Origin of the sequence: Allobranchiibius sp. CTAmp26 (assembly GCF_017565405.1) — a bacterium.
Taxonomy (GTDB): Bacteria; Actinomycetota; Actinomycetes; order Actinomycetales; family Dermatophilaceae; genus Allobranchiibius.
Genome location: NZ_JAGEKR010000022.1, coordinates 1 through 16,991, shown reverse-complemented (window position 1 = coordinate 16,991; position 16,991 = coordinate 1). Strand labels below are relative to the sequence as shown.

The 16,991-nt window shown below is 65.8% G+C and carries 19 protein-coding genes; 8 read left to right on the top strand and 11 right to left on the bottom strand.

Features of this window, described 5'->3' with window-relative positions; genetic code table 11:
* Positions 1 to 7: 7 nt before the first annotated feature.
* The gene (locus J4030_RS15715; protein ID WP_208050180.1) at positions 8 to 1,978 is read right to left on the bottom strand and encodes a protease pro-enzyme activation domain-containing protein; all 1,971 of its coding nucleotides are present in this window, start codon (positions 1,976 to 1,978) and stop codon (positions 8 to 10) included.
* Between the two features lie 147 nt (positions 1,979 to 2,125).
* Positions 2,126 to 3,148: a 6-phosphofructokinase gene (locus J4030_RS15710; protein ID WP_208050235.1), complete on the bottom strand. Its 1,023-nt coding sequence runs from the start codon at positions 3,146 to 3,148 to the stop codon at positions 2,126 to 2,128.
* Between the two features lie 159 nt (positions 3,149 to 3,307).
* On the opposite strand from J4030_RS15710, the gene J4030_RS15705 reads away from it, so the two are divergent.
* The 4 genes from J4030_RS15705 to J4030_RS15690 all read left to right on the top strand — a co-directional run bounded on the left by J4030_RS15705 (position 3,308) and on the right by J4030_RS15690 (position 7,096).
* Entirely contained in the window at positions 3,308 to 4,123 is an 816-nt protein-coding gene (locus J4030_RS15705; RefSeq protein WP_208050179.1) for an alpha/beta fold hydrolase, read from the top strand.
* An 84-nt stretch (positions 4,124 to 4,207) separates the two neighbouring features.
* Positions 4,208 to 5,605 (top strand): glucose-6-phosphate dehydrogenase, encoded by a 1,398-nt coding sequence (locus J4030_RS15700; protein ID WP_208050178.1) that lies wholly within the window; start codon positions 4,208 to 4,210, stop codon positions 5,603 to 5,605.
* 345 nt (positions 5,606 to 5,950) lie between these two features.
* Positions 5,951 to 6,457, top strand: coding sequence for a GrpB family protein (locus tag J4030_RS15695; RefSeq protein ID WP_307864733.1), 507 nt, complete (start codon positions 5,951 to 5,953; stop codon positions 6,455 to 6,457).
* Positions 6,458 to 6,562: 105 nt separating this feature from the next.
* Entirely contained in the window at positions 6,563 to 7,096 is a 534-nt protein-coding gene (locus J4030_RS15690) for an ATP-binding protein (protein WP_208050176.1), read from the top strand.
* Between the two features lie 223 nt (positions 7,097 to 7,319).
* Here J4030_RS15690 and J4030_RS15685 read toward each other — a convergent pair whose 3' ends face one another.
* The gene (locus tag J4030_RS15685; RefSeq protein ID WP_208050175.1) at positions 7,320 to 7,952 is read right to left on the bottom strand and encodes a TetR/AcrR family transcriptional regulator; all 633 of its coding nucleotides are present in this window, start codon (positions 7,950 to 7,952) and stop codon (positions 7,320 to 7,322) included.
* Between the two features lie 198 nt (positions 7,953 to 8,150).
* On the opposite strand from J4030_RS15685, the gene J4030_RS15680 reads away from it, so the two are divergent.
* Positions 8,151 to 8,321 (top strand): hypothetical protein, encoded by a 171-nt coding sequence (locus tag J4030_RS15680; protein WP_208050174.1) that lies wholly within the window; start codon positions 8,151 to 8,153, stop codon positions 8,319 to 8,321.
* Positions 8,322 to 8,369: 48 nt separating this feature from the next.
* Entirely contained in the window at positions 8,370 to 9,290 is a 921-nt protein-coding gene (locus J4030_RS15675) for an SDR family NAD(P)-dependent oxidoreductase (RefSeq protein WP_208050173.1), read from the top strand.
* A 150-nt stretch (positions 9,291 to 9,440) separates the two neighbouring features.
* Here the strand turns inward: J4030_RS15675 and J4030_RS15670 are convergent, their stop codons facing one another.
* Both J4030_RS15670 and J4030_RS15665 read right to left on the bottom strand, forming a co-directional pair.
* Entirely contained in the window at positions 9,441 to 9,884 is a 444-nt protein-coding gene (locus J4030_RS15670; RefSeq protein ID WP_208050172.1) for a GNAT family N-acetyltransferase, read from the bottom strand.
* Between the two features lie 94 nt (positions 9,885 to 9,978).
* The gene (locus J4030_RS15665) at positions 9,979 to 10,485 is read right to left on the bottom strand and encodes a GNAT family N-acetyltransferase (RefSeq protein ID WP_208050171.1); all 507 of its coding nucleotides are present in this window, start codon (positions 10,483 to 10,485) and stop codon (positions 9,979 to 9,981) included.
* Positions 10,486 to 10,732: 247 nt separating this feature from the next.
* Here J4030_RS15665 and J4030_RS15660 point away from each other — a divergent pair, with 247 nt between their 5' ends.
* Positions 10,733 to 11,356, top strand: coding sequence for a hypothetical protein (locus tag J4030_RS15660; RefSeq protein WP_208050170.1), 624 nt, complete (start codon positions 10,733 to 10,735; stop codon positions 11,354 to 11,356).
* Between the two features lie 95 nt (positions 11,357 to 11,451).
* On the opposite strand, the gene J4030_RS15655 is transcribed toward J4030_RS15660, so the two are convergent.
* The 4 genes from J4030_RS15655 to J4030_RS15640 form a co-directional block, all read right to left on the bottom strand.
* Entirely contained in the window at positions 11,452 to 12,405 is a 954-nt protein-coding gene (locus tag J4030_RS15655) for an aminoglycoside adenylyltransferase domain-containing protein (protein ID WP_208050169.1), read from the bottom strand.
* Positions 12,406 to 12,420: 15 nt separating this feature from the next.
* The gene (locus tag J4030_RS15650) at positions 12,421 to 13,434 is read right to left on the bottom strand and encodes a hypothetical protein (protein WP_208050168.1); all 1,014 of its coding nucleotides are present in this window, start codon (positions 13,432 to 13,434) and stop codon (positions 12,421 to 12,423) included.
* Positions 13,435 to 13,505: 71 nt separating this feature from the next.
* A complete protein-coding gene (locus J4030_RS15645; RefSeq protein WP_208050167.1) occupies positions 13,506 to 13,715 on the bottom strand; it encodes a hypothetical protein in 210 nt (69 codons plus the stop codon).
* A 542-nt stretch (positions 13,716 to 14,257) separates the two neighbouring features.
* Positions 14,258 to 14,797, bottom strand: coding sequence for a hypothetical protein (locus J4030_RS15640; RefSeq protein ID WP_208050166.1), 540 nt, complete (start codon positions 14,795 to 14,797; stop codon positions 14,258 to 14,260).
* A gap of 220 nt (positions 14,798 to 15,017) precedes the next feature.
* On the opposite strand from J4030_RS15640, the gene J4030_RS15635 reads away from it, so the two are divergent.
* On the top strand, positions 15,018 to 15,512 hold the full coding sequence (locus J4030_RS15635) for a GNAT family N-acetyltransferase (RefSeq protein WP_307864732.1): 495 nt from the start codon (positions 15,018 to 15,020) through the stop codon (positions 15,510 to 15,512).
* Between the two features lie 74 nt (positions 15,513 to 15,586).
* On the opposite strand, the gene J4030_RS15630 is transcribed toward J4030_RS15635, so the two are convergent.
* Positions 15,587 to 16,027: a GntR family transcriptional regulator gene (locus J4030_RS15630; RefSeq protein WP_307864731.1), complete on the bottom strand. Its 441-nt coding sequence runs from the start codon at positions 16,025 to 16,027 to the stop codon at positions 15,587 to 15,589.
* The gene (locus J4030_RS15625; protein WP_208050165.1) at positions 16,024 to 16,368 is read right to left on the bottom strand and encodes a hypothetical protein; all 345 of its coding nucleotides are present in this window, start codon (positions 16,366 to 16,368) and stop codon (positions 16,024 to 16,026) included. The genes J4030_RS15630 and J4030_RS15625 overlap by 4 nt, the downstream gene beginning before the upstream one ends.
* Positions 16,369 to 16,991 lie beyond the last annotated feature (623 nt).

Here is a 16,991-nt window from a genome sequence, read left to right as displayed (position 1 = left end):
TGTCGTGCTACTTGAGCAGCGCCGCCAGGAACGTCTTGGTCGACGTCGGCACACCGAACCCGGTCAGGTTGTCGTACCCCTTGTCCGAGGTCAGCGTCTGGTCCTCCAGGTTCTGGGAGTTGACGCTCACCGTGGTCAGTGCCTGGTAGATCGCACCGGTCGTCTTGCTGACGAAGTTGGCCTTCAGCTCGAACCCGTGCGTCAGCTGGTTGCCCGAGATGTCGGTGAGGCCCGCGTGGCCCTTCCCGTAGATGATCGGGTTCAGGAAGCCCAGTCGCTTCCCGGCCAGCGCCAGGGTGCCGGCGGTCCACGGCGAGGACCAGCTGGTCCCGCCGATCTTGCCGAGCGTGAAGTTGCCCGATGCGCTCGCCCCGTCGTGGTACCCGATCAGGTATCCGGTGTACGGGTCGGCCGCGCCTGCCAGGTCGGGGTAGACCCGGTGCGGGTCGACTCCGGCGAAGCGGGTCGGGACGACGCCCTTCTGGTAGTAGGGCTGCGGGTGGTAGTTGCTGGTGCCGCCACCGCCGCCGTACCGGTAGGTCCACGGGCCCCACGTGTCGCTGGAGAGGACGCTGCGCTCGGTGTTCCAGGCCTGCTCCCACCCGACCTTCGAACCGGAGACGTTGGACGTGGCGAGCGAGGTGCCGCCGACAGCCGTCACCCACGGGTTCGCTGCCGGGTAGTCCGGGCTCGGCGGGGTGACCTTCTGGTTGCCGCCGGTGTTGTCACCCTCGTCTCCGGAGGAGAAGAGCACGGGGATGCCCTGGGCAGCGGCCTGCATGAAGACCGAGCTGTACGCATCGTTGGTCGCTGCGTCGTTGGTCTCGCTGCCACCCCACGAATCGGTGATGACGTCGACCCGGTTGTTGTCGACGAGAGCGTGCAGCGAGGTGATCAGCGCGTCGTCGAACGGAGCGGATGCCGCCGAGTAGACGATGTTCGCGTTCGGCGCGGCCCCGTGGATCGACTGCACGTCCAGGGCCTGCTCGACGTTCACGCCGCCGGAGTCCTGGTTGTCGCAGTAGTTCGGGTCGAAGCCCGCGGCGGGCGTGAGCACCTGGTACTGGCTGGCCTTCAGCTTCTGGTAGCCGAGGTCACCCGCCCAGGTGTTGGTGTCGTTGAAGATCCGCGGGTCGTTGCACCACAGCGTGATACCGACCTTCATGCCCTTACCGGTCGACTTCACCTTGTCGATGCCGCGCGCGGCCTGCATCTGCTGAGGGGTGTACCCACACATCGCACCCGGCAGCTTCTTGTTCAGCGGAGCCTTGCCGGCCGGGATGTAGGGCAGCGTGTACTGCCCGTAGTACGCCGAGCAGGCATCGCTCGTGCCGGACGTCGCGGACGTCGTGGCACCCAGCGACTTCAGTGTGGGGGTCGCCTTGCGCGCCACGTTGTCAGGACGCACGTTGGTGGTGTGCAGCAGTCGGGACTGGTCCAACCCGACGACTCCGGCGATCGACCCGGCGAGGTTGGCCGGCACCGTGACGGACGTCGACGGCGCGGTGAAGGTGCGCGCACCGGCCTTGTACGAACGGATCTTGGTCGCGAACGCCTTCTGCACGGCGCCGGTCGAGCCGTTCACCGTGATGAACGTACGGCTGGGCGAGACCTTCCCGGGCTTGAGGCCCTGGCTGCGCAGCCAGGCGGTCACCTTGGCGACGTCCGCGGTGGTGGCGGAGTAGCGCGCCGCGTACTGGGCGGGAGTGATGAACTTGCGGTAGGACGAACTGCTCGGGTCGGACACGCTCTTGACGAACGCCTCCAGTCCGGCGGCGTTGTGCGGCTGCAGGGTCACGATGAACGACGAGGACTTACTCGCGTTGGGGGAACCGACCAGCTTGCCCGGTGAGGCGACGGAGCGAGCGACGACCTTGCGTCCTGAGGACTGCTGAGCAGCCGCGGAGGTCGGGATCACGCTGGTGGCGGCGCCGGCGGCGAGTGCCACCGCCCCCGCTACGGTGAGTGCCTTTTTCATGTGGATCCTTCCGGAAACATGCTCGCGGACCCTGTTTGAGCCGGCGCGAGAGGATGGTTCACCTTGGACTCAGCTCCCCGCTCACCGCAACGGGTTCACAGAATATTGACTGGTTATTTACCTTGCGGCGGGAACTTCTGCGGTGAATCAGCCGAAAAGGATCGCGGCTTCGTCCCAGCGTTCGCGCGGAACGGTCTTCAGCACGGTGGTCGCCGCATGCAGGTCGACGTGCACGATCGATTCCCCCGACAGCGACACCATCGATCCCCAGCGCTTCTCGATGACGGCGTCGATCGCGGCGGCCCCGAAGCGGGTCGCGAGCACCCGGTCGTACGCCGTCGGCACCCCGCCGCGCTGCAGGTGGCCGAGGCGCGCCGTCCGCGTCTCGATGCCGGTCTGCTCCTCGATGAGCGGCGCGAGCGTCTCTCCGATGCCACCGAGACGCGGCCGACCGAACGCGTCCAGCCCGCGCGACGCCGTCGCGCGCTCCTCGCCCTCCGGGATGAATCCCTCGGCCACCACTACGACGGGTGCGCGACCGCGGGACTGCGCACTGCGCACCCACTGGCACACCTGCACCAGTGAGACCGGGATCTCCGGCACCAGCACCGCGTGAGCGCCGGAGGCCAGGCCCGCGTGCAGTGCGATCCAGCCGACGTGACGACCCATCACCTCGACCACCATGCAGCGGTGATGCGACTCCGCTGTCGTGCGCAACCGGTCGATGGACTCGGTCGCGATCGCTACCGCGGTGTCGAAACCGAAGGTGTAGTCGGTGGCGGACAGGTCGTTGTCGATGGTCTTCGGGACGCCGACCACCGGCAGGCCGTCGTCGGACAGCCGCCGCGCGGCGGTCAGCGTGCCCTCGCCGCCGATCGCGATGAGCGCGTCCATCGAGTGCCGTTGCATGACCTCGCGGACCCGCTCGGATCCGCCGTGCTCGAACGGGTTCGTACGCGAGGTGCCGAGGATGGTGCCGCCTTGGCGGGACAGCCCGCGTACCTCGTGGCGCGGCAGGTCGGCGACGTCGTCCTCGACGATGCCGCGCCACCCGTCCCGGATCCCGATGAAGCGCTCCTGGTAGATCCGATCGCCCTTGATGACGGCGCCGCGGATCACCGCGTTGAGTCCGGGGCAGTCGCCGCCGCTGGTCAGGATGCCGATGCTCACGGACTCGTTGCTCATTTCTGACGAAGACTCGGACGGGCGGTGGGCGACGCGCCGTCGGGGCACGCCGTTCTCCCGAGGGTCATCGGATCGCGCCAAACCGTTTCGCCGCAAGTTACTCCAAGGTAAGGTCACGCTGACAGCCCCTGACGAGGAGTGACGATGACCAGCACCATCTCGTATTCGCGGACCGGTTCCGGTGAACCGATCGTGCTGATCCATGGCATCGGCCATCGCCGAGAGGCCTGGAATCGGGTGCCCGAGCTGCTGGCGCGCGACTTCGATGTGATCAGCATCGACCTGCCCGGTCACGGCAGGTCGCCGGCGCCGGACAAGCCCGCCGGTTACACGATCGCCAGCTACGCCGAGCAGGTCGAGGAGTTGCTGCGCGACCTGCAGGTGACCCAGCCGCACGTCGCGGGCAATTCGCTCGGCGGCATCCTGGCGCTGGAGCTGGCCGCTCGCGGCACCGTGCAGAGCTGCTCGGCGTTCTCGCCCGCGGGGTTCTGGTCCAAGGCCGAGCTCGGCCTGCTCGCGGCCAACCTGCTCGCGCTCAAGGTGTCCTCCTATGCCCCCGGACCGATGATCAAGGCGGTCTGCGGCAACCAGCGACTGCGCGCGATCTCGATGCGGTCGCTCTACGTGCACCCCGAGCACCTCACCACTGAAGAGGCGATCGCCGACACCTACAACCTGCGGCGCGCGCGAGGGTTCTGGCCCTGCTTCGTGCGGGGAATCACGTTGTCGTACAAGCAGATGCCGCTCGTGCCGAGCACCATCGCCTGGGGCGAGAAGGACCGGTTGCTGCTCCCGCGGCAGGCCACTCGGGCCGCACGGAAGCTGCCCAGCGTCACCCATGTGCCGCTTCCGGACTGCGGTCACGTGCCGATGGTCGATCACCCCGAGCTGGTCGCGAGCGTGATCCGCGAGACCACCGCGCGGGTCGGAGAGCGTCAGCTCTCGTCCGTCGTGGGCTGAGCGCCACAGCCCGGCGTATGGCGGTTCGTCCGGGTTCGCGGCGCCTCACGCGTGCGGAGCCGCGTTGCGTGGAATGCTGACGGCATGGCGAACACGGACGCTCCTGTCACCCTGCTCATCCTCGGCGCCAGCGGCGACCTGACTCAGCGCCTCCTGCTGCCGGGCCTCGGCAGCCTGCTGCACATCGAACCGGACCGGAAGGTCGAACTGTTCGGCGTCGGCCGCACCGGACTGGACGACGCCGAATGGCACCGCCGCATCCGGGAGTCGTTCGCGGAGACCAAGGTCGCCAAGCGGCGTACCGATCAGATCGTGAAGTCCGCTCGCTGGCTGACCGCCGACGCGACCCAGGGCGATCACCTCAAGTGGCTGCTGGAGCAGTGCTCGGAGGGTCCGGTCGTCATCTACTTCGCGCTGCCGCCGGCCGTGACGATCAAGATCTGCGCGCTGCTGGAGAAGCTGGACGTGCCCACGGATCTGCGGCTGGCGCTGGAGAAGCCGTTCGGCGAGGACGAGGCGAGCGCGCGCGAGCTCAATGCCCAGCTGCACCGGGTGGTCCCGGAGGACCAGGTCTTCCGCATCGACCACTTCATGGGTATCGCGACCGTGCTCAACCTGATCGGCCTGCGGTTCGCCAACCGGGTGATGGCCCCCGTCTGGAGCTCGGAGCACATCGAGCGGGTCGAGATCCTCTACGACGAGGCGCTGGCCCTGGAGGGTCGTGCGGGCTACTACGACACCGCCGGCGCGCTACGGGACATGCTGCAGAGTCACCTGCTGCAGGTGATGTCCATCTTCGCGATGGAGCCGATCGCCGACCTGCACCCGCAGGAACTGGCCGACCTCAAGGCGCAGGTGTTACGCGCGACCCACCTGTGGCAGGACTCACCCAAGCGGGCGTCGCGGCGGGCGCGGTACACCGCCGGCACGCTGGACGGCAAGAAGATCCCGTCGTACGTCGACGAGGACGGCGTCGACCCCAAGAACGGCACCGAGACGCTGGCGCAGGTCAAGCTCGAGGTGCGCAACAGCCGGTGGTCCGGTGTGCCGATCACGTTGCGCAGCGGCAAGGCGCTCGGCGCGGCGCGCAAGCAGATCGTGTGCTACTTCCGACCGGTCGACCACGTGCCCGGTGGGTTCACCGGCGACGCGAAGGCAGACAAGCTCGTGGTCAACTTCAAGCCCGGCTCCGTGTCGCTGGAGCTCACCATGAATGCCGAGGGCGACCCGCTCGGCTTGGAGCAGAAAGTCCTCGAGGCCGATCTCGCCGCCGCTCGGATGGAGGCGTACGGCGAGGTGCTGCGCGACATCCTCGACGGCAACCCGCTGCTGTCCTTGCGCGCTGATGCGGCCGAACTGGGCTGGCACATCATGGATCCCGTCCTCAAGGCATGGGCCAAGGACCGCGTGCCGCTGGAGGAGTACGTGGCCGGCTCGGCCGGCCCGGACAACTGGCTTCCGGCAGACTCCGTCGTCGGCTGACGCTGCCACGAGGTCACCCCGCGAATTCGGGTGTGCGGCTGTGCGGACCGTGTTCCGGGAAGCCGCGGCACGCAAAACGTCGCGTCGTGATCGCGTCCGTATAAGACCGGCGTGCCATGAGGTACCCCTCTCCCGGGACGCCCAGGCGGGCGGGTGTTGCGTTTCTCATCGTCGAACCGCGGAGCGTGCCCGTTGTCCCATCGGCAGCGCCACCGTTTGCAGTTCGCTCTGAGGAACCGTGGTGTGATGCCCACTCCAGCCGAGATCACCAGGCACCACGATGCACCTGCGCCGCCGGGAAACAGTTCGTGGGTGGAGGGGCGAGGGCCCCGAACGGGTATTGCGGTGGTCGAGTTCGATCCGCGCTGGCCAGATGACTTCACCTGGCTGGCACGACAGATTGCGGACGCTCTCGGCACGCGGGCGTTGATCATCGAGCACATCGGGTCTACGTCCGTGCCCGGCTTGGCTGCGAAACCGGTGATCGATATCGACCTCACAGTGGCTGTGCCGGCAGATGAAGGGACATGGCTGCCTCCGTTGGAGGCTGCCGGTTTCGATCTGGTGATTCGAGAGCCGTGGTGGTACGAGCACCGGGTGGTGGTGTTTGAAGTCCCACGTTGCAATGTGCATGTGTTCGGTCCAGAGAGCCCCGAGCCGGTGCGGCACCGGATCTTTCGAGATTGGCTGCGTCAGCACCCGCAGGACCGGGCGCTCTACAGCGCCGCCAAGGTGGCCGCGGCCGCAGGGTCCAATGCGGCTGGAGAGCACGTGATGGAGTACAACGCCAGGAAACAGCTGGTTGTACGCGCGATTTACGACCGCGCATTTCGAGCTGCCGGTCTGCTGTGATCGATACGAGACATCACCCGAAGGCACCCCCGCACGCTCGAGGTGACCCATCGGTTGCAATATCGTGTCGCGCCGCCGAAGTCCTGCGTGTGACGATCGACGATCATGACGAGACCCATCCTGTTCTTGACGATTGGGATGCCGGGGTGCGGAAAGACGACCGCGGCACGCAGCTTCGAGGTTGAGCATCGCGCGCTCCGGCTGACCAAAGACGAGTGGATGAAGGCGCTCTATGGCGAGGAGAATCCGTCGTCGGCTAGCGGTGTCGTCGAAGGCCGACTGATCGCGATAGCGCTCCGCGCCCTGACGCTCGGCACCAACGTTGCGCTCGACTTCGGCCTATGGAGCCGCGACGAACGATCGGCTCTGCGCGACGCCGGCGAGCAAGCGGGCGCATCGGTGATCATGTGGTACGCATCGATCACCTTGGAGGAGCAGCGACGACGCCACGACATCCGGCTTGCCGCCGAACCTCACTGGACCTGGCCGATGTCCGACGAGGACCTGGCTGGGTGGGCGGGTCTGTTCGACGTCCCGTCACAAGGCGAACTGGACGGCACCGAGCCGATTGATTCGCCGCCGACCGGGTTTCCGTCGTGGACCGACTGGATGCAGCACAGGTGGCCCGCGAGGGTGTGACGCCCCGGATCTAGTGGGCTCGCCGACAAGCCGATGTGAATTCCTACGGAAACTCGCCAAGGCCACGGGTCACCGAGCGGCAAGCAGCCCAAACTGACCTGGCCGCCGAGGAAGACACCTGGTCCCCCTGCTGCAAAGCGGTGAATACAGCACGGCCGAGGTCGCCGACCTGTTCGGTGTGGGCCGTTCCAGCACGACTCACGATTGGAACGTTGCTAGCGGGCTACTCGTCGGGCCCGGAAGAAGGGTTCGAGCCTGGGATAGCAAGGGTGAGAAGGGTGTCGATCGCAGTCTCGAACGGGCCGATAGATCCCGTTGCCTGGGCCAGTAAGAGTCCTCCTTCGAGAGTGGCGAGAAGAGTGGTCGCGAGGTCGTCCGGGTCGATGCCGGGCTGCAGCTTTCCGTCGGCATGAAGGGATCTGAGCCCATCCGCGATCGTGGCCGACCACTGATCGAACCCTCCTGCGATGAGCGCCCGCGCCTCGGGGTCGGTCTCCGCGAGTTGACCGACGAGCGAGCCCAGTTGGCAGCCTCCCTTTGCCTTGGTTCTCTTCGCGGCGCTGATCACCATGTCCCGCCAGGCCTCGACCCCGTGCACGCCACTGAGCGCGTGCCGGTTGCGACTGACGATGGCATCGGCTTGATAGGCGATGACCGCCTGCAGGAGCTCGTCCTTGTCGGGGAAGTAGTGGTACATCTGAGAACCGCTGACTTCAGCTGCCACCTTGACGTCTTCCAAGGTCGTGCCCACTACCCCGCGCGCGTGGACTAGCGCTGCAGCGGCCTCCACGATCCGCGCCCGGGTGCGTGCCCCTCGGGGGGTCAGCCTAGGTCGATCGATTGTCTCGTCCCTCATGGGCTCACATTATCAGAAACTGAGTTTGACAACCCAGTTTTATCTGGCCATAGTGAGTCGCACAACTCAGTTCACGTAAGCGAGGGCAAGGCGACGAATGGCATATCGACGCGGCAATCTGCACTGGTCACGGGCTCGCCGAGCGGCCTCGAGAGGTCTGCGGTCGTTGCCCTCGTTGCCCATCGCGCTCATCTGCTGGTGGTCGCTCGAGACGAACGGCCAACCAAGGGCGTGGTCGCCGAGATCGAGGGCAGTTATAGGGGTGCGGCGCTCCCGCTCACCACGCGCGGCGACGTCGACATCCGCATCAGCAACGCCGATGTCGCCGTGCTCGGACCAAGCAACGCAGCCACCAAGGCAGCCCAATGAGGCCTTGCTAACAGCCTCCCCGCGCTGCAAAGAGAGAGGAATTTTCGAATGAGCGCACTCCCAGAAAAGACAGCCCTGATCACTGGCGCCAATGCCGGGATCGGGAAGGAGGTGGCTCGGCAACTGGCGCTGCGTCCCGAGATGGCGCGCATCTACTTGGCGTGCCGAAACGAAGATCGGGCGACAGCGGCGAAGGCCGAGCTTGAAGCCGTTAGCGACCGGCGCATCTTCGACATCGTTCTGATGGACGTCGCCGATCTGGATTCGGTGCGCGCCGGCCTTGCGGGCATCGACGGATCAGTCGACGCACTGGTCATGAACGCTGGCGTTATCGGCCCGCAGTCGATGGAACTGACAGCTGGTGGGGTCACCACCGTGTTCGCGACGAACGTCCTCGGCCACGTCGTCCTCCTCGAACGCCTTCTGGCCGAGCATCGGCTCGGCGAGGTTGCGCTCTTCGCCGGAAGTGAGGCAATGAGAGGGGTCCCGAAGTTACGGATGAAGGGGCCGTCATTCGTGTCAACCTCAGCTGACGAGCTCGCCACTGCCATCGACGGCAGCTACTTCGCCGGCATGAAACCTGACTTCAATCTGGCTTTCGGGCAGGCCAAGTACATCGGCGCGTTATGGATGGCCTACCTGGCCCGCCAATACCCCGATCGCCGCTTCGTCACCGTGAGCCCCGGCAACACCACTGGCACCCGAGCAGCCAGTGACCTCCCCTTGCCGATGCGTATCGCGGCCAAGTACGTCATGCCCACCCTGGGTCTCGCCCACAAACTCGACGTGGGAGCGAAGCGACTGGTCGACGGCGTCACCGACCCGACTTTGTCCAGCGGGACGTTCTACGCCAGCGCGGCCAACACCCTCATAGGTCCCATGGTCAACCAAGCAGACTTCCTCCCGGACCTGGCCAACCCGTCGTTTCAGGACCACGCCAACGAGGCCATCCACCGCTTCATTCGATGACCGTCGCTCGTCCCGGGGCGTGCCACCTCGACCTCATGGAGATCCGTATGGCGTGACGACGTCAAGTGCGGGCACATAGCGACAAGAAGAGATCTCGGCTCGGATCCGTCCCGGGCATCGATCGATGAGCGGTCGTGACCTTGCCGCCGATCACCGCGTTGCTGTGGCACCGAGTGAGGGGTTTGAGGTGCGGCGCATGAGTCCTGACCGACCGACGGCGGTGTTGAATCCCCAGCGGGCGTAGAAGTCCTGAAGCTCGGGTTGGCAGACCAGTTCAATACTGTCGACGTGCTGCAACCGGGAGTGCTCAGTGATCGCCTGCATCAGCGCTGCTCCAATTCCCTTGCCGCGGTGAGCCTGGCTGGAGATCACGTCGAGCACGGTCGCCAGATAAACGAAGTCGGTCAGGACACGCGCGGTCCCTACCACCTGGCCCTCGCCGTCGGCGGCGGTAAACACCAGCTGCGACGCCCGCAGCGATGCCTCGACGTCCCGGGCACGCCGGTCCCTGGTCCACCACTCCTGCGAAAGCAAAACCAGTGTTCCGCCGAGGACTGCCTCGTCGTAAGTATCCGTAACAAACCAGGTGCCCATCCCCGCAGCATGCCCGACCTGCTGCCGACGCGTTTCGCGGCACGAAGTGGCCCGGGTTGGCAACCCACCTTAGGCTGCCCGGCAGGGGATGGGCCTACGGAAGCGCCTGGAGGTCGGCGCCGAAAACGAGGTCTTCACCACCGTTATTGACGATCCGGCGCTCCAGCCGGAGGCCGAGCTTCTGAGCGACTCGCTGGGACGGTCGATTGGCTGGTCGGATGATCGCGACCAGATGGGGCATTCCGGCATCCCTGGCAGCATTGCGTACAGCGGTGGCTGCCTCGGTGGCAAGTCCGCGGCCTTGCCACGCCGCACACACGTGGTAGCCGACCTCAACTAAACGCTCACCTTCAACGTCCTGGACGGTCAGACCGCAGTCCCCGATGAACGTCCCGTCGGTGAGCTCGATGATCCAGAGTCCGAAGCCGTGTTCGGCGTAGTTCCGTACATTCCAGGTGATCCAGTCTTCGGCCTCTTTTCGAGATTGCGGGGCCGGGTAGTGGCGCATGACCTCAGGATCAGACAGCAGCGCAGTCATGTCGTCGAGGTCTGATTCGGCCATCTCCCTGAACCGCAGCCGAAGCGTAGGGGTAGGAAGCATTTCGACAACTTATGCGATGCCGCCCGGTCGGCATCCCTCCCCGCGAGGTGATGGATAACCGGGAGCTAATTCTCGAGCGGTGCGCACCGGGCGCGCACCCGGGTTCGTCGGGTGAATCTAGGCTGCTGGAATGGTGTCGTCGTTCGAGTCGGTGTCAACGTAGCGCCAGCCCGCGCCCGAGGTGGTCTCACCGGCTCGTGAGAACCTGCTTGCTGAACTTGCTCAGGACATCTGCAGCATGGGCGCGATGCGAATCCGGGTCGCCATTGATGGGTATACAGCGGCCGGTAAAACCACCTTCGGTCACGAGTTGGCGGCCGCGATCCGCCACCGCGGACGACCCACTGCCCGTGCTTCGCTGGACGATTTCAAGCACCCGTGGGGTCAATCCATTGAACACCGGTACGACCGTCTCACTGGGGAGGGTTACTACCGCAATGCCTACGACTTCGACTCCGCCCGCGATCTGCTGCTGACCCCGGCAGGGGCACACGGGACAGGGTTGGTCGCCCTGTGCGGGCATGACCCACTGACTGGCACCGACCATCGCGGAATCCTCGTGCACCTCCCCGCAGATGCGATTCTCATCGTCGACTCCGCGTTCGCGTTCCGACCCGAATACAACGATCTATGGGACTACCGGATCTGGCTGGAGGTCAGCCCAGAGCTGGCGTTGCACAGGGGAATCGCACGAGATGCCCCAGAGGAAGGATTCGAGGAGGCCGCCAAGCTGCATCGCGACCGCTACCACGTGGCTGAAGCGATCTACCTCCGCGAGGTCCCCGCCCGCGGGCTCGCGAACACCACCATCGACAACTCCGACTACGACACCCCGCTCCGACTGCATATCTCAAGGCCGGATGGTGCCTGACGAGCTGCTTGGAAGGCACCGTACGACACCCGCCGTGCCCCAGTGGACGATCGGTCATCGGTCATCGGTCATCGGTCATCGCTCGACTGTTGGGGTCACAGTCCAGTGAACGAATGAGCACGGGTGATGACGTAACGGATGAAGCTGCGGGCAGCGTCGGCTTGCCCGGCGCTCGGGGGCTGGTGCTGATCCCAGCCCATCGCGCGTTCGTCGCGTGCTTGCGCCAGAAGTGGGTGCCACTGCCGGTCGAGGGTGCGGAGCGCCCACTCGAGTGCGCCCTGTTTGCTCGCAACCTTCGCGGTCAGCACGGTGTAGAGGCTGCGGCAGGCTTGGACGACGGCATAGCGCTGACCCCAGGCGATGGTGTCGATATCGACCCAGGACGCGAGATCGTCCAGCAGAGTGGATATCTCCGATCTGGATTCGCGCCGTAGGAGTTGCGCAGGCACGACGGGCATGAATGACCGAGGCGCGGGCCCGGCCAGGATGATGCCGTGCTCGCGAAGGATCCAGCGGGTGTACCCACGGTTGCAGTGGTCGTCCCTTTCCAAGCTGCGCTGGCCGTGGTCGTTGAACAACCACTTGCGACCGAGGTGCTCCACGCTGGCCAGTTCATCGACCGGCGCATAGGACCCTTCGAGATCGTGGCACCAGTGCCCATCTCGAGTTGGGATTTGCGCGTGCAGAGCCCGTAGCTGGGTGGCCTGTGCCTCGGTCGGGGACCCGCGGGTGGCGACGAGCCAGTCACAGTCGCTGTGTCGGTCGCCACTCCCGAGCGCGAACGACCCCTGCACATATGCCCCGACCAGGTTTTCACCAAGGATCCGCTGCCAGTGCTCGAGCAGCTCCGTCAGAAGGGCGTCGAGATCCGCGTACGGAGTGATGACGTCACGTGCGGGCACACAGCGACAGTAAGAGATCTCGGCGCTGATCCGCCCCGCGTCCGGATTCTCGAGCGGGGTGAACATGTGGCAAGGCAGGCTGTCCATCGATGAGCCGCAGGCTAGTCCTGTCGGGACCAGGCCGCCTCGGTCCTCGGGGTCGACCATGGCCAGCCCTTCGCTTCAACGGCGTCTCGTACCTGCACTGACGTCGGCTTGCACGCTCGAGCCCATCGCCTCTCCCAGGGCTAAGTCTGGCTCCTGGCCAACGGCTCGGATGAGGTCGGAGATCTCGGGGGCGTCCGGTGTTTCGGCCACGGTGGTGAGACGTCCCTCGGCTCTGCGGTACAGGCCGGCTCGGGGTCCAATGCCCTTGATGCGCGCGTTGTCGACGATCAGCAGGTGGCCCCCCTCGGGCAGGTTGCCAAGGAGGATCTGAAGAGCACGGCTGATCATCGCGTCCGGGAAATAGAGGCGGCGCAAGAGATTGGCGACTTTGATCAGGTCGGGTGGGGAGCCGGCCCACGGCTGAAACACGTCGTGCACACGGTGAGTGACTCGCCCGTCGTGGGCCATCAGCTCGCGCAGCTGGGGGTTGAGCAGTAGCACGGGTGTCCCCGCGCCCGCCCGGGTGCGCTGCATCGCCGCAATCGCTGGCGCATACAGGACACCAACCGTCTTCGACATCGTGGGCCACCCGATCAACCGCCGACCCACGACGAGAACGCACTGCCCATCTTGATCGAGAAAGAAGGTGTGACCCAGCGCGTGCACGGTCACCAACTCGAGATAGAGGTCGGCCACGACGTAGGAAGCGAAGGTCGGCAGCTTGGCGATCAGGTCCAGAGACGTCGAGCCGTCGGAGGCACCGATCTCGAGGATGTCGGCGCCGGTGAGGTCGAGGTGGTCGATGAGCAGTTCATCAGCGTTGGGGTGACGGGCGGCGCCGGTGATCTTGAAGGTGCCCCCGAGCCAGAAGCAGGACATCGCGGCGCGAAAGACCTCGGGTGTCGTGTCGTCAGCGCAGACGACGGACGGGTCCATCCAGAAGAACCGCGCCAGCCGCCGTTCCAGCCCGGAGGGCCAGCGGCCGCGGATGGGGCGAACGGGCAACCGCATCGCAGCGGGCCGGCTACGGGGCAGCACCAGTCGAACACGTGCGGGCCGTTGTGGGCGCCACCCGGTGATCTTGCCCACGGATGCTCCGATCATCTGTGTACGGGCGGCTGCGGCACGGGCATCGACGGACATCATCGAAACTATCGGGTTCAGTTCATACCCGCACTTCGTCCGAGCAATTGTCGAATCAGGGGCGTGGACGCAGTTTTCACAGCGCTTGCGACAATGTCGCTGAACACGATGATCCACACCATCAATGCGCCAGTGAGGACGATGATGACTTTGAGAGAGTGGCCCGATACGTACGAATTTTCCGCCAGAGCGAGAATGATGCCACCGGCGAGCAGCATCCAACTCATAGATCTCAACTCCGAGTTCGAATGGGCCACACTGGGGCGAGGCTCAGAGCCGCGCAGAACTTCTCGTGCGCGAGCGATCGCGGCTTCTTCCTCTGCACGCTGCCGGCGCATCAACCCATCCCTTTCCACCGCCATTACACGAACGCCTCGTCCTGGCGCTCAAGTCCGCGATGTCACGTCGATTACCAGCAAAGCAAAAGGACCCTGAGGCCACCCTGAGGATCTCCGGTAGATGCCAAGAGTTGTCACTTGGCGTGGCTACCAAGGGTTCCCGGGGAACTCACCGTTCCGGCCTGCAGCGTGGCGACACCCTGGACACTGTTAGCACCAACCGGACGAAGTAGGTTGACTAGCGGGTCCTGCGCGCGGCATTACCTCAATAAATAGGACGCGCCCAGGCGCTCGACTCACTCATCGTTGCCCTGGACCCCGAGACACTGGACAGACAAGATCGGTTCTCGTGGATCCGGCCTTCTGCGGTGGCACGTCCTGGGAGGACGCCCCGATGGCGCTAGAACTCTTGCGCCCTGGGGGTCGTGGGTTCAGGTGCAGGTGTTCGCGAAGCTGCTGATGGTGATGTCGTCACCAGTGGTCCCACTGGTTGCTGCGACGAAGTCGTACCGGAGGACCACCGGCGAGGTGACGGTGGTCGTCGGGGAGTAGGTGACGGTCTTACTGCCGGAGCCGCCGCTGGTCGTGCTCGTGTCGATGGCGCCGGTGGACTGGGCGACCCCGTTGATCTGGAAGCTCATCGTCAACTTCCGCGGGTTCGACGAGTACGTCGTGTAGTTGTAGGTGAACTTGTACGTACGGCCGGCGAGGAAGGTCTGGCTCGGGCTCTGCACCACCTCCGACGCTGCGGCGGTCGACGCGGGGTCCTGCACCAGGACGTAGCCGTTGTTGGTGAACTGGTCCGTCCCACCGTTGGTGGACATGTTTGTCTTGGTGACCGTCCACCCCGCAGCCGTGCTGGGAGCCGCCACCGCTCCACATGCCGACGCTGCAGCCTGCGGTACGACGGCGCCGACCGCGATGACGGGAACTGACCAGACCGCCGTACCCAGCACGACGCGGCGGCCCACTACCCGCGCGTCACCGTCCACTGCTTCCCAATCCTCCGGCGGCGTGCTCCTCGGAGAACACATCGGATGCTTTCGCTCTGACTGTTGAATGGTAAAGGAAGAGTCAGCGCCCGGTCCGCAAATGGACCCCGTTCCAGCCGGCCGGTGACTCGGCAACTGCCGACAGTCTGAGCGCGTTATTGGAACTGGTTACCGGGCGGTGCTGACTAGCCTTGCGCGGGTGGACTCAGTGATCCGGGTGAGGTCGGCGGTGGAGCAGGACGCGCCGGCGATGGCGCGGGTGCATGTGGACTCCTGGCGTGAGACCTACCGGGGCCTGATGGCCGACACGGTGCTCGACGATCCTGCTCTTCTCGACCAGCGTGGGAGATTCTGGGCCGCGGTCCTCACTGATCCGAGCTATGCGATGCAGCGAGTCGCGATCGCCGAGCGCGATTCGGAGGTGGTGGGGATTGCGATGGCAGGACCGTCGCGCGAGCCGGAGGTGGAGTGGTCGCAGCAGCTGTTCGTCTTATACACCTACGCCGCAATCCACGGGCTAGGAGCTGGGGCGGCATTGCTGGGCGCCGTCGTCGAACCCGCCTCAGTGGTCGGACTGTGGGTTGCAGACCCCAACCCTCGGGCGCAGGCGTTCTACCGCAAGCACGGCTTCCTGCCCGACGGTGCCTCCTCAACAGAAGATGGCATCCAGGAGATCCGGATGGTTCGGCGCTGACACGTCGACTGGGCGGTGGCCCCTCCGGGACACACCTCCCAGCCTGACCAATGGTGCCCGTTCGCCGATCCTCTTCAGACGTGTTGGGTGGTGGGGTGGGTTAGTGGGAGTCGGGCGAGGGCGCTGTGTAGCGCCGTGAATGCCGCGTCGTCGCTGAGGTTTTGTGATCGTGCGGTGGCGGCGAGCTGGTCGGCTGCGGTCGCCAACGCAGCACGGCGTGCCTGTGCCGCATCATCCCCGGTGGGGCGGGGCCTGATCACCGTGCCGTGACGGCCGTGACCCCGCACGAGGCCGGCATGGTCGAGTTCGCGGTAGGCGCGGGCGATGGTGCCACCGGCCAGACCGAGGTCGGCAGCGAGCTGGCGCACGGGTGGCAGTCGATCTCCCGGCGGCAGGACCCCGGTTTCGATGAGGCCGGCCAGCTGCGATCGAAGTTGTTCGTAGGCGGGGATCGGGGAGGCCAGATCGATACGCAGACTCGACCCCGACTCTTGTGGGCTCAGTAGGTCGCTCACGGGCGCGCCGGGTGCGCGCTATTGATGGTCAACTGCATGGCTGCCGGACGGCGCCACCGTCCCAAAGCGCAAGCCGTGACGACGGAAGCGACCATGAGGGCGACTGCGCCCCAGTTGAGCACGTGGACGGCCCAACCGGCCGCGACCCAGCCGGACGAGAGGTCGCTCTCGGGGTAGGGGGTGTGGAGTCCGTGCGTAGCGCCGAGCGCCGTATATGCCAGGAAGAGCAACTCGATGCCCAGGACCGCTCCTACTGCAGCGCGGACACTGTTGGTACGGGCCTGTTCGCTGATCGGCGGGTCCGTGGTCACCGGTGGCAGCGCGACCAAACGCCCCACCACTACCGCACCGGCTAACAGTGCCCCGATCGCCCCCAGCGCGACCGGCGCACTGTTACCCAGCGCGGGCCACGCTGCCGACCCGGCAGGCAGCCCCGCCCAGGACGCGTAGTGAAGACGCGGTAACAATGCGAACAACACCGGCGATGCGACCGTAACCAGGGCAGCCCCTACCGCCAACCGAGCCGGCCAATGGGGCACGTACGTGCGCCCCGTACGCGGTCGCAACGACGCAATACGGACCGGACCACCGGGCCTGGGGGCGGCCAACAGCTCTCCCACCAACACGCCCACCAGGTAACCCGCGATGACCAGGGCGGTCGCCAGCCATGGCGCAAAGAACCACCAGGCGACCACGCCCGTGATGACGCCGACACCTAGTCCGATCAGCCGCCCATAAAGGGCCCGACGCACCGGCTGCGCAGCTAGATCAACCCGGCCTCTGCGAGCTGACCACCACACCGTGACCCCAATGGCAACGGCAGGGACGCCAATCAAGACGAGGGACGCCCACACGTACCACCAAAACAACACCGAGGACTGCTCTACCCCTGCTCGAACATGCATCATGGCGTCAACGTATCACTCAATTGATACAAAAAGGCCGGGACTGTCCGGCAAACGGT